The organism is Streptomyces sp. NPDC056128 (assembly GCF_042263835.1).
Taxonomy (GTDB): Bacteria; Actinomycetota; Actinomycetes; order Streptomycetales; family Streptomycetaceae; genus Streptomyces.
In genome coordinates, this window is record NZ_JBHJVQ010000028.1 from 90519 (window position 1) to 102576 (window position 12058).

A 12058-nucleotide genomic window follows, 5' to 3' on the forward strand; every position below is an offset into this window, starting at 1 on the left:
GGGGTGCCCGGCAGGGGCTGCCCGGCAGGGGGCGCTCCGCTCCTCCTCGGGTGGCATCCCGGGCGGATGCTCCCCGCCGCGCGGCGGAGGGCGGTCCCGCCCTGGGGGCGATGTGGCGGGGGCGCGGCGCCAGGACAGTGGTGAGCGTTCAAGTCCGCCCGCATCCGCCCACCGAGGGGACCGCCATGAAACGAAGCCGTACGACGACCGCCGCGCTCTGCGTCGCCCTGTTGCTCACCGCCGTCACGACCGGTGCCGCGGTCGCGTCCGGGCCGCACGAGGGCACCCCGCAAGGGCCGCCCCCACGGGAGGCCGCCGCGCTGACCGGCAGCGCCAAGCTCTACCGGTCGGCGGGCGACGACATCACCTTCACCTTCGACGCCCACCTCGCGGCGGAGCACAACGACGACCCGCTCGAAGCCACCGGGACCTTCGAGTTCAGCCACTACCTGGACGGCGGGGGCGCCAAGGCGAAGGCGACCGTCGACTGCCTCCTGACCGGCGGCGACGTGGCCGTCGTCTCCGGCGTCATCACCGACTCCGACCTGCCGGGCGCCGAGGGCAGGCGGGTCGGCATCACGGTCCACGACCTCGGCCGCCACGACCGGCTCGGCTACAGCTGGGCCGCCACGGGCAGCCCCGCAAAGGGCGCGGAGCCGCCCAAGTGCGTCAGCTCCGCGCCCTTCGAGAAGGTGAAGAAGGGCAGCGGCGACTTCACGGTCGTGCCCTGGCAGCCGCGGCTGTAGCCCGCGCGACGGTGGCCAGAGCGAGCGCCGTCAGCAGGTACGGCACCGCGGCCAGGGCGAACGCGGTGCCGTGCCCGGTCACCGTGGATGCCACCGCGTAGGCGCCATAGGTGGCGAGGGTGCCCAGCTCGGTACCGAGGCCCGCGACCGAGGTCAGGGTCGCCCGGCCGGTGTCGTCGATCCGCCGCTGGAGACGCGCGTCGGCGAGCACGGTCGCCAGCTGGAAGCCGCCGAAGGCGAGCCCGACCAGGACCAGGGCGGCCGGGGTGCCCGCGGCGGCGCCCACCGCCAGGGCGAGCGCGGAACCGGTGAGCAGGGCGGCGAACCCGGTGGTGGTCAGGCGGTCGGCGGCACCGGCCAGCAGGCTGCCGCCGGTGGCCCCGGCCCAGATCACCAACAGCAGCCACGGAACGGTCTCCTCCGCGACGCCGGTGTCCAGCGCCAGCAGCGGCGTGTACTCGTCGAGCGCGCCCCACACCGCCGTCACGGCCGGGACCAGCAGCAGCGCGCCGCGCACCGAGCGGTCGGTGCGGGCGTCGGCGAGTCCGCCGCGCAGGGTCGCGGTCCAGCCCGGGCCGCCGACGGACGGTTCGCGGTGCTCGGGGAAGCGCGTCGCCACGGCCGCCCCGGCGAGGCAGACCAGCACGCTCGCCGCGCCCACCGCCCCGTAGCCGCCCCAGGCGAACACCGGACCGGCCAGGCCCATCGCGGTCATCGTCGCGGTGATGCCGACCGCCCGCGCCCGGCCCATCACCCGGGCGTACCGGTCGGCCGCGCCGGCCCGGTCAAGTTCGTCGTAGACCAGCGCCTCCAGCGCGCCGGACCCGAGGGCGCCGCCGGCGCCCCACAGCACGAAGCCGAGCGCGAAGGCGCCGTAGGAGGGCACGAGCACCCACAGGGCGAAGCCGGCGGCGGTGAGCAGCGGGCCGAGGACCAGGAGCAGCCGCCGGGAGACGGCGTCGGCCCAGGCGCCGGAGGGCACCTCCAGCAGGACGCCGGTCAGCGACCACAGGGCGAACAGCGAGGAGATCTGCCAGACGGACAGCCCGGTGTCGCTGAACAGCAGCGCGTACACCGGGTAGAGCAGGACGAACTCGTCGCAGAACGCGGAGGCGTACAGCGTGCGCGTCAGCCGCCGGGTACCGGCGGTGGCGGGGGCACGCTCGGGTGAGAGAGTCATGAGGCCTTCCCGAGGGGGCGGATCGGACACCGGAGATACGGCGTCCGGGGCGGCCCTCGGGAGAAGGCGCTACGGGTGGATCAATGTCGCCAGGTCATGCCACCGATGCTAGACGTCACCGGGCCTCCTGCCCACCGATTACGTGGGCGACCCCGACGAGAAGCGGCGCAGCAGCGGCGAGAGCACCAGTACGGACTTGGTGCGCTCCACGAACGGCTCCCCGGCGATCCGCTCCAGGACCCGTTCGAAGTGCCGCATGTCGGAGGCGAAGACCTGGGCGACCGCGTCCGCGTCCCCGGTGACGGTGGACGCGGCCACGACCTCCTGGTACCGCTCCAGGCCTCGCTGGATGGTCTCCGGCGAGGTGTTGCGGCGGCAGTGGATCTCGACGAACCCCTCGGTCTCCCAGCCGAGCGCGGCGGGGTCGACCCGTACGGTGAAGCCGGTGATGGCGCCGGTGGCGCGCAGCCGGTCCACGCGCCGTTTCACGGCGGGCGCGGACAGGCCGACCGACTGCCCGATGTCCGCGTAGGAGCGGCGGGCGTCCTCGGCGAGGGCGTGCACGATGCGTTCGTCGAGTTCGTTCAGCACTGCGGGCGGTTCACTTCACTTCTGGTGCGTCCGGACCTCTGACGTGTCCGGCGTGGCGAGTTTGGAGCGGCGATGGCCGTACACGAAGTAGAACACGAGCCCCACCGCCATCCAGACACCGAAGACCACCCAGGTGACGGTGGACAGGCTGCCCATCATCCAGACGCAGAAGCCGAAGCCCAGGGCGGGCAGGACCGGCGACAGCGGTACCCGGAAGGTGCGGGGCATGTCCGGACGGGTCCGGCGCAGCACCACGACGGCCACGTTGACCAGGGCGAAGGCGAAGAGGGTGCCGATGCTGGTGGCGTCGGCGAGCTGGCCGAGCGGGATGGCGGCGGCCAGCACGCCGCAGAACAGGGAGACGATCAGCGTGTTGGCGCGGGGCGCGCCGGTCTTCGGGTGGACCTTGGAGAAGACCTTGGGCACCAGTCCGTCGCGGGACATGGCGAACAGGACGCGGGTCTGGCCGTAGAGCACGGTCAGGACGACGCTGGCGATGGCGACGACCGCGCAGAAGGCCAGCAGGGTGCCCCAGAAGCTCTGCCCGGTGACGTCGGTCATGATCTGCGCGAGGGAGGCCTCGGAGTCGGTGAAGTTCCGCCAGGGCTTGGCTCCGACGGCGACGGCCGCGACGAGGACGTACAGCACCGTGACGATGATCAGGGAGAGCATGATCGCGCGGGGCAGGTCGCGCTGGGCGTTCTTCGCCTCCTCACCGGCGGTGGAGGCGGCGTCGAAGCCGATGTAGGAGAAGAAGAGCGTCGCGCCGGCCGCGCTGACGCCGGCCATGCCGAGCGGCATGAAGTGCTCGTAGTTGCCGGAGCGGAAGCCCTGGACGCCGATCGCGCAGAACAGCACCAGGGCCGCGATCTTGACGACGACCATGATCGTGTTGGCCCGGGCGGACTCGCGGGCACCGCCCAGCAGGAACGTCATGGCGAGCAGTACGACGATCAGCGCGGGCAGGTTGAAGATGCCGCCGTCGCCGGGTGGCGCCGACAGGACGGCGGGGAGGGTGACGCCGATGGTGCCGTCGAGCAGCTCGTTCAGGTACTCGCCCCAGCCGACGGCGACGGCGGCCACCGACACGCCGTACTCCAGGACCAGGCACCAGCCGCAGATCCAGGCGACCAGCTCGCCCATCGTGGCGTAGGCGTACGAGTACGAGGAGCCGGCGACCGGGATGGTGCCGGCCAGTTCGGCGTAGGACAGGGCCGAGAAGAGCGCCGTGAGGCCGGCGATGACGAAGGAGAGCGTGACGGCGGGACCGGCCTTGGGGACGGCCTCGCCGAGGACGACGAAGATGCCGGTGCCGAGGGTGGCACCGATGCTGATCATCGTGAGCTGCCAGAGGCCGAGGGAGCGGCGGAGGCTGCCGCCCTCGCCCTGGCCGCCCTCGGCGACCAGTCGTTCGACGGGCTTGCGGCGCATGAGGCGCGCGGCCAGGCCCGGGGACGGTGCGGTGGCCGTTGCGTCGTGGTGCGGGGGTGCGCCTTGGTCGAGCACGCGTTGACTCCTTTGTCGCTTCCGGTCGGCGCCGCCGTGTGAGCGGACGGGCTCGGGGCGGGGCCTCTGGAGCGGCGGGGACCGGTGGGCGCGCTCGTGCGGAACGAACGGGAACCCACCGAGCGGGGTCCCCGCCACGCCACGTACAGCGCAGAACACTACGAGCGGGGCGCGGCGCGGGTAATGCAGCAACCTTGCGCGTCGGAGCACGATCGTTGCGTTCGCCGGGACGTGGCGCGTGTTCGTTGCGCGAGGGCCGTCGAGCGTTGCGCGGCGGGTCCGGCGGAGGGTGAATCGTCGCTGGTCAGTGGCTGTCGGGATCGCCCGCGACGGCCCGTGCCTCGGCCACTTCCGCCGCGTCGAGGCCGATCTCGCCGGGCCGGTCGCGGGCGGCCTCCTGGGCGTCGATCCAGCGCGTGTGCGCCTCCCAGGCGGCCTGCTTGCTGGTGCCGAGGGCGGCCCCGATCTGCGACCAGGAGGCGCCGGCCTCGCGGGCGGCGCGCACGGTGAGCTGGCGTCCGTAGGCGGCCTTGCGGGCCACCACCTCGCTCAGCGCGAGCAGTTCCAGGAGCTGGGGGCGGTCGAGGGCTTCCGCGTCGCTGCCCGTCCCGGCGAGGGACTCGCGGGTGCGCAGCTCGTCGAGGCGGGCCACGGCGGTGAGCAGGGTGTGCTGCGGCTCGATGCTCTGCGGTGTCGTCATGCGTCCAGCGTCACGTCAGGGCGGCTTGACGTCAAGCCGCCCTGACGCTTTTCGGACGCGGGCCGGTGCTCAGCCCCAGCTGGCGTGCAGCGGCTTGCCCTCGGCGTAGCCGGCGGCGCTCTGGATGCCGACGATGGCCTTCTCGGCGAACTCCTCCAGCGAGCCGGCACCGGCGTAGGTGCAGGACGAGCGGACGCCCGCGATGATCGAGTCGATCAGGTCCTCGACGCCGGGGCGGGCCGGGTCGAGGAACATGCGGGAGGTGGAGATGCCCTCCTCGAACAGCCCCTTGCGGGCCCGGTCGTACGCCGACTCCTCGGAGGTGCGGTTGCGCACCGCGCGGGCGGAGGCCATGCCGAACGACTCCTTGTAGGCACGGCCGTTGGCGTCGTGCTGGAGGTCGCCCGGGGACTCGTAGGTGCCCGCGAACCAGGAGCCGACCATCACGTTGGAGGCGCCGGCCGCGAGGGCCATGGCCACGTCGCGCGGGTGCCGGATGCCGCCGTCGGCCCAGACGTGCTTGCCGTACTTCTTCGCCTCGGCGGCGCACTCCAGGACGGCGGAGAACTGCGGCCTGCCGACGCCGGTCATCATGCGGGTGGTGCACATGGCACCCGGTCCGACGCCGACCTTGACGATGTCGGCGCCGGCCTCGATCAGGTCGCGCACGCCCTCGGCGGAGACGATGTTGCCCGCGACGATCGGAACCCGCGGGTCGAGGTCGCGGACCACCTTGACGGCGCTGATCATCGACTCCTGGTGCCCGTGGGCGGTGTCGATGACGAGGGTGTCCACGCCCGCGTCGAGGAGCTGCTTGGCCTTGCCCGCGACGTCGCCGTTGATGCCGACCGCGGCGGCGATGCGGAGCCTGCCGTTCGCGTCCGTCGCCGGGGTGTAGAGCGTGGCGCGCAGGGCGCCCCGGCGGGTGAGGATGCCGGCGAGGCGGCCGTCCTTGTCGACGGCGGGGGCGTAGCGCCGGTTGGCGGCGTCGAGGGTGTTGAAGGCCTCGCGCGGGTCCATGTCCGCGTCGATGAGGATCAGGTCCTTGGACATGACCTCTTCGAGCTGGGTGAAGCGGTCCACACCGGTCAGGTCGGTGTCGGTGACCACGCCGACCGGCTGGTGGTCACCGTCGACGACGACGCCCGCGTTGTGCGCGCGCTTGGGCAGCAGGGCCAGCGCGTCGGCCACGGTCTGGTGCGGGGCCAGCACGATCGGGGTGTCCAGGACGTGGTGGCGGCTCTTCACCCAGGAGACGACCTCGGTGACGACCTCGATCGGGATGTCCTGCGGGATGACCACGAGGCCGCCGCGCCGGGCGACCGTCTCCGCCATCCGGCGTCCGGCGATGGCGGTCATGTTGGCGACGACCAAGGGGATGGTGGTGCCCGTGCCGTCCGGGGAGCCGAGGTCCACGCCCTGCCGGGAGCCTACGGCGGAACGGCTCGGCACCATGAAAACGTCGTCGTACGTCAGGTCGTACGAGGGCTGGATGTCATTCAGGAAACGCACGTGCTGCACATCCCAGTCGATCAGAGGTGGCCCCCGGACAGGTCAGCCAGGGGGAAAGAGCACGTACTTCATTCTCCCACGGACCGGCGTCGGCAACCCCCGGGCAGATCATCCAGGCTGGTCAGGAGCCTCCTTGGAGGAACCTCCAGGACCGAGCGTGACGAAGAGTCCCGGCCCGCGGTCGGTGGCCTCGGCGAAGACCTCCTCGGCCACGGTCCACTCGTCCGGCCGCGCCTCGGCGTACGCCCGCCAGCCCCGCACCACGAGGACCAGCCCCCGCTCCTGGGCCTCCGCAGGCCAGACGGACGGGTCGGAGAGGGAGTCGGCGAGCGCGTCCCAGTTCCGGCCGAACCAGTCGGGCAGGGCCAGGTCACGGGCGCAGCGGTCCATCAGGCCCGCCTTGTCCGTGACCCCGTCGAGGTCCAGCGTGACCACGAGCCGCCCCGCGGGATCCTCGGTCATGTCGTGCCCTCTCCCGTTCTGATCGTCCGTCCCGTCCTGAGCCTCCGTCAGACTCCGTCCGGGTCCGTCCGGTTGAGCGTCGACTTCGGTGCCGAGCCCAGCGTCATCAGGTAGTCGGCGGCCGACGTGTCCGTGACCAGGCTGGTGACGAGGCCGGAGCGCAGCACCGCGTCGATGGCCGCCGCCTTGCGCTGCCCGCCCGCGATCGCGACGACCTCGGGGATACGGCGGAGCTGGTCGGCCTTGACCGTGATGCACCGCTCCCCCAGGTCCCGCCCGACCCGGCGCCCCTCGGCGTCGAAGAGGTGCGCGGACATCTCGGCCGCGACCCCGAGTGAGGCGTAGTGCGCGCGCTCCTCGTCGCTGAGCATGTCGTGCACCGTCGAGATGCCCGGCTCCCAGGAGCCGATGGAGACGCAGGCGACCGTGACCTTGTCGAAGTACTCGAAGGCCCGGGCGATCCCGGTCTGGTGGCGCAGCGCCTGCGCGGTGGCCGCGTCCGGCAGGAGCATCGGCGCGTAGATGGGGTGCGCGTCGCCGCCGGACACCTGCGCGGCACGCCGCACGGCCTCGACCGAACCGCGTTCGGCGGTCCCGGCGTCGTACACGCCCGTCAGCTGCACCACCGTGCACGGCGGCAGCCGGTCGAGCGCCGCCGCCATGTGGATGGTGGACCGGCCCCAGGCCAGCCCCAGCACGTCGCCCTCGGTGACCAGCTCGCCGAGCAGGTCGGCGGCCACCTCGCCCAGGTTCTCGGGGTCGGGCGTCTCCTCGGCGTCGGCCGGGGACTCCACCACGACGGCGTGCCTGAGCCCGTAGCGGGCCCGCAGCGCGTCCGAGCGCTCGGCGTCCAGCTCGGCCGGCACCCGGATCTCGATTCGTACTAGGTCTCGCTCAAGGGCCGTCTCCAGGACCCTGGCCACCTTGAAGCGGCTGACGCCGAACTCCTCCGCGATCTGGATCTTGGACTTGCCCTCGAGGTAGAAGCGGCGGGCCATGGCCGCCGCCTGGACCAGCTCAGCGGGTCCCATCCGCATGGCTGAACGGCCCGCCGACATACCCGACACGGCGATCTCCTCACTGCTGTTCACACTCTGGATACGCCGTTCATCCTTGCAGATTCGACGCACTTGATCAGCCCTGATGGGAGCCGTTCACGTTCTGTTCCTCAGTGGTCGCAGGACCAGGACGCCCTGGCGGTCGCCGACTCGGCCTGCGTGCGCAGTGCACGTACCGCCTCGGCCGGGTCGGATGCCCCGTAGACGGCGGAACCGGCGACGAAGACGTCCGCGCCGGCGTCGGCGCACTGCTCGATCGTCGACGCCGAGACTCCGCCGTCGACCTGGAGCCACAGCTCCAGACCATGCTTCTTGATCAGCTCACGGGTGCGCCGGATCTTCGGGAGCATGATGTCGAGGAACGCCTGCCCGCCGAAGCCCGGTTCAACCGTCATGATCAGCAGCATGTCGAGTTCGGGGAGCAGGTCCTCGTACGGCTCGATCGGCGTCGCGGGCTTCAGCGCCATGGACGCGCGGGCGCCCTTGGCGCGGATCTCCCGGGCCAGCCGCACCGGCGCGGCGGCCGCCTCGACGTGGAAGGTGACGGAACCGGCGCCGGCCTCCACGTACTGCGGCGCCCAGCGGTCGGGGGCGTCGATCATCAGGTGGCAGTCCAGCGGGGTCTCGGTCGCCCGGGCCAGCGACTCCACGACCGGCACGCCGAGAGTGAGGTTCGGGACGAAGTGGTTGTCCATGACGTCGACGTGGAGCCAGTCGGCTCCGGCGACCGCCTCGGCCTCGTCCGCGAGGCGGGCGAAGTCGGCGGAGAGGATGCTGGGGTTGATCTGCGCGGCCATGGCCCCAAGCCTGCCATGCCCTCCGGGGGTGGGGCGGGACGGGGGCGGGGTGGGTGGGGGTTGTTCGTCGGGTGCGGGTCCGGGGTGGCTGGTCGCGCAGTTCCCCGCGCCCCTGAAGGGGCGCGATTGCCGGGGCGCGTTTATGCGGTGCGGCGGATCAGGGCCAGGTACATCGCGTCCGTGCCGTGCAGGTGGGGCCAGAGTTGGAGGTCGGGGCCCTCGCCGAGGGCGGGGACGTCGGGGAGGAGGGGGCGGGCGTCGAGGAGGTCGGCGCCGGGGTGCTGTTTGAGGACGTCCGTGACGACCGCGCGGGTCTCGGCGAGGTGGGGTGAGCAGGTCGCGTACGCGACCACGCCGCCGATCCGCACGGCGTCCAGGGCGCTGCGCAGCAGGCCGCGCTGGAGCGGGGCGAAACCCTCCAGGTCCTCGGGCCGACGCCGCCAGCGCGCCTCGGGGCGGCGGCGGAGGGCGCCCAGACCGGTGCAGGGCACGTCGACCAGGACGCGGTCGAAGCTGCCGGGGCGCCACGCCGGACGGGTCCCGTCGGCGGCGATCACCTGGTACGGCCCCGGGTTCCCGTCCAGCGCCTTCGCCACCAGCCCGGCGCGGTGCGGCTGCTTCTCCGAGGCGAGCAGGAAGGCGCCGCGTTCGGCGGCCAGGGCACCGAGCAGCGCGGCCTTGCCGCCGGGACCGGCGCACCCGTCCAGCCAGTGCCGGTCGGGGCCCTCCAGGGGCGCGTTGGCGAGGGCGAGGGCGACGAGCTGACTGCCCTCGTCCTGCACACCCGCGCGGCCCTCGCGTACGGCCTCGACGGCCCCGGGCTCGCCGCCCTCGCTCAGCCTCACCGCGTACGGCGACCAGCGGCCCGGCACGGCCGCCTCCTCGCCGAGCAGCTCGTCGGTCGTGGCCCGTCCGGGGCGGGCGACGAGAGTGACCTCGGGCCGCTCGTTGTCGGCGGCCAGCAGGTCCTCGATGCCGGCCCGGCCGCCGCCGAGCGAGTCCCACAGCGCGGAGACGACCCAGCGGGGGTGCGAGTGCACGACGGCGAGGTGGTCCTCGGGGTCCTCGTCGTAGGGCGGTGCGACCCGCTCCAGCCAGCCGTCGAGGTCGTCCCGCGCCACCTTGCGCAGTACGGCGTTGACGAACTTGGCCCGCCCGTCGCCGAGCACGACCCGCGCCAGCTCCACGGAGGCGGACACGGCGGCGTGGCTCGGGATCCGGGTGCCCAGGAGCTGGTGCACGCCGAGGCTCAGGACGTCCAGGACGGGCGGGTCGACCTCCCGCAGCGGCCGGTCGACGCAGTCGGCGATGATCGCGTCGTACGTCCCCTGCCGGCGCAGCGTCCCGTACACCAGCTCGGTCGCGAGGGCGGCGTCCCGGGCGTCGAACTTCTCGGGGCCCTCCTTCTCCCGCGCCTTGCGCAGCAGCGGCGGCAGCACCAGGTTGGCGTAGGCGTCCCGCTCGTCCACCGCCCTGAGCGCCTCGAAGGCGAGCAGGCGGACCGGGTCCTTCTGCGGCCTGCGGTACGGCTTGCCGGGCTTGCGGGGACGACGGGGCTGCTCGCTCACGAAAAGGTGCTCCGGGTGTGTGATGAAGTGCGCTGTCCAGCCTACGTCGGGCCGGGGAACGGTGGTGCGGCGGTGGTCAGTCGCCCAGCAGCTCGCCCTCGGTGATCCGCGCCCCCCGCGCCCAGTCCGCGGCCCGCATCGGCTTCTTGCCCTGCGCCTGCACCCACAGCAGCTCGACGGCGTACGAGCCGGTGCCGACGTACACGTTGTTCTTGCCGGGGGCGAGCTGCCCCGGAGCGAGGTCGTTCCGGTCGGGGAGCGGGACCGCCTGCACGAGCTTGAGCCGCTCGCCCCGGAACGTGGTCCAGGCACCGGGCGCCGGGGTGCACCCGCGCACCACCCGGTCCACGCGCAGCGCCGGGGCGGCCCATTCGATCCGGGCGTCCTCGACGGTGATCTTCGGAGCGAGGGTGACGCCGTCGGCCGGCTGCGGTACGGCGTCCAGGCTGCCATCCTCGATGCCGTCCATGGTGGCCGCGAGCAGCCCGGCGCCGGCGAACGCGAGCCGGGTCAGCAGGTCGCCGCTGGTGTCGGTGGGCCGCACGGTCTCGGTGACCGTCCCGTAGACGGGGCCGGAGTCCAGGCCCTCCTCGATCAGGAAGGTGGACGCGCCGGTGATCTCGTCGCCCGCCATGAGCGCGTGCTGCACGGGCGCGGCCCCGCGCCAGGCGGGCAGCAGCGAGAAGTGCAGGTTGACCCAGCCGCGGGCGGGCACGTCGAGGGCGACCCGGGGCAGCAGGGCCCCGTAGGCGACGACGGGGCAGCAGTCGGGCGCGATCGCGCGCAGCCGGTCCAGGAACTCGGGGTCGCGCGGCTTCGCGGGCTTGAGCACCTCGATGCCCGCCTCCTCGGCCCGCTCGGCCACGGGCGAGGCGACCATCCGGCGCCCGCGTCCGGCCGGAGCGTCGGGCCGCGTGACGACGGCGGCCACCTCGTGACGCCCGGAGGCGATCAGGGCGTCCAGAGCGGGAACGGCGACCTCGGGGGTACCGGCGAAGACGAGCTTCATGGGTGGGACGGGCCTCTCGGGCGGGGGCGTTGGCGGGCAGCGCACCAGTCTACGAGCCCGCACGAACGGGAAAGCCGCCGACGGCGAGCCACCACGACGGCAGAGGCCAACCTGTCAACGGACGGCGAACGGGCGGTGCGCGGGTGGGAGAAGAAGATCCGAGGGCCGAAGGCCGAGGCGCACACCCCACCGAACCAGGCGCACGCATATGCCCCCACGCCCCCACCCCGTGACCCCCGGAGCCCCCACGCGTTGGTCAAGCAAGAGTTGACCACCGGACCGCCCACGCGGCCCGATTCCTTTCAACGCCGGTTCGAGAGGCTTGTTTCATGGCCGACCACGCAACCCACGACGCCCAGGCTCGGGCCAGCCTGCACTTGCTGGTGCGGGACATCGAGCGGGTCCGCCGGCAGGTGGACGCACTGCGCACCCTCACCGCCCAGCTGGGCAACGTCTACCGCCCGCGCCGCTCCGGCCCCTCCACGGGCTTCGTCGTCTACGGACGCGCCCCCGCCCCGACGGTCCGTCTCGCCCAGGAACTGCGGGACAGCGTCGAGACCCTGGTCACCGCCGCCGTGGACTTCGACCGCTCGCTCGGCTTCTCGTGGGACGCGGTGGGCTCCGCGCTCGGCGTCACCAAGCAGGCGGTGCACCGCCGCTACGGCTCCCGCCGCGCCGCCGCCCAGCCGGTGCCCGCCGCCGAGGCGCCCGAGCACGCCCCGGAGCCGGCGGGCACCCGGCCGGTCAACGTGGGCCCCGGCCTCCCCGGCGTGCCCACGGTCCCGGCCGCCCGTTCCATGCCCACCCAGCCGACGTCGGGCAGTCCGGCCTGGCGCGACGAGGTCCGGCCGACGGCCTTCCCGGGCCCGCGCAACGGCTGACGAGAGTTACGAGAGACCGGCCGACCGCCCTCCCGGATCCTTCGGGAG

12 protein-coding genes are annotated in these 12058 nt (G+C 73.3%); 2 read left to right on the forward strand and 10 right to left on the reverse strand.

The window, feature by feature from the left end:
* The first annotated feature begins 185 nt into the window (after window positions 1-185).
* Entirely contained in the window at window positions 186-746 is a 561-nt protein-coding gene (locus ACFC1X_RS32945) for a Repetin (RefSeq protein ID WP_376360882.1), read from the forward strand.
* On the opposite strand, the gene ACFC1X_RS32950 is transcribed toward ACFC1X_RS32945, so the two are convergent.
* From ACFC1X_RS32950 to fmt, 10 genes are all read right to left on the reverse strand, one after another.
* The gene (locus tag ACFC1X_RS32950; RefSeq protein WP_376360885.1) at window positions 715-1926 is read right to left on the reverse strand and encodes an MFS transporter; all 1212 of its coding nucleotides are present in this window, start codon (window positions 1924-1926) and stop codon (window positions 715-717) included. The two genes, ACFC1X_RS32945 and ACFC1X_RS32950, sit on opposite strands and share 32 nt — an antisense overlap.
* 138 nt (window positions 1927-2064) lie before the next feature.
* Window positions 2065-2517 carry an Lrp/AsnC family transcriptional regulator gene (locus tag ACFC1X_RS32955; RefSeq protein WP_125490424.1) on the reverse strand — a complete coding sequence of 151 codons (453 nt, stop codon included), beginning with the start codon at window positions 2515-2517 and terminating at the stop codon, window positions 2065-2067.
* Window positions 2518-2532: 15 nt separating this feature from the next.
* Window positions 2533-4023, reverse strand: coding sequence for an amino acid permease (locus tag ACFC1X_RS32960; protein ID WP_376360889.1), 1491 nt, complete (start codon window positions 4021-4023; stop codon window positions 2533-2535).
* A gap of 304 nt (window positions 4024-4327) precedes the next feature.
* Window positions 4328-4723 carry a hypothetical protein gene (locus tag ACFC1X_RS32965; RefSeq protein WP_376360892.1) on the reverse strand — a complete coding sequence of 132 codons (396 nt, stop codon included), beginning with the start codon at window positions 4721-4723 and terminating at the stop codon, window positions 4328-4330.
* A gap of 69 nt (window positions 4724-4792) precedes the next feature.
* Window positions 4793-6235 (reverse strand): GuaB1 family IMP dehydrogenase-related protein, encoded by a 1443-nt coding sequence (locus ACFC1X_RS32970; RefSeq protein WP_376360895.1) that lies wholly within the window; start codon window positions 6233-6235, stop codon window positions 4793-4795.
* A 108-nt stretch (window positions 6236-6343) separates the two neighbouring features.
* Window positions 6344-6697: a barstar family protein gene (locus ACFC1X_RS32975; RefSeq protein WP_376360898.1), complete on the reverse strand. Its 354-nt coding sequence runs from the start codon at window positions 6695-6697 to the stop codon at window positions 6344-6346.
* Between the two features lie 47 nt (window positions 6698-6744).
* Window positions 6745-7788, reverse strand: coding sequence for a sugar-binding transcriptional regulator (locus ACFC1X_RS32980; protein WP_376360901.1), 1044 nt, complete (start codon window positions 7786-7788; stop codon window positions 6745-6747).
* A 77-nt stretch (window positions 7789-7865) separates the two neighbouring features.
* Complete coding sequence (rpe, locus tag ACFC1X_RS32985) at window positions 7866-8552, reverse strand: ribulose-phosphate 3-epimerase (RefSeq protein ID WP_376360904.1); 687 nt, start codon at window positions 8550-8552, stop codon at window positions 7866-7868.
* A gap of 140 nt (window positions 8553-8692) precedes the next feature.
* On the reverse strand, window positions 8693-10120 hold the full coding sequence (locus ACFC1X_RS32990; RefSeq protein WP_376360907.1) for an RsmB/NOP family class I SAM-dependent RNA methyltransferase: 1428 nt from the start codon (window positions 10118-10120) through the stop codon (window positions 8693-8695).
* 76 nt (window positions 10121-10196) lie between these two features.
* A complete protein-coding gene (gene fmt, locus ACFC1X_RS32995) occupies window positions 10197-11129 on the reverse strand; it encodes a methionyl-tRNA formyltransferase (RefSeq protein WP_376360910.1) in 933 nt (310 codons plus the stop codon).
* Between the two features lie 329 nt (window positions 11130-11458).
* Between fmt and ACFC1X_RS33000 the strand changes: the two genes are divergently transcribed.
* A complete protein-coding gene (locus ACFC1X_RS33000) occupies window positions 11459-12010 on the forward strand; it encodes a hypothetical protein (RefSeq protein WP_376360913.1) in 552 nt (183 codons plus the stop codon).
* Window positions 12011-12058: the final 48 nt, after the last annotated feature.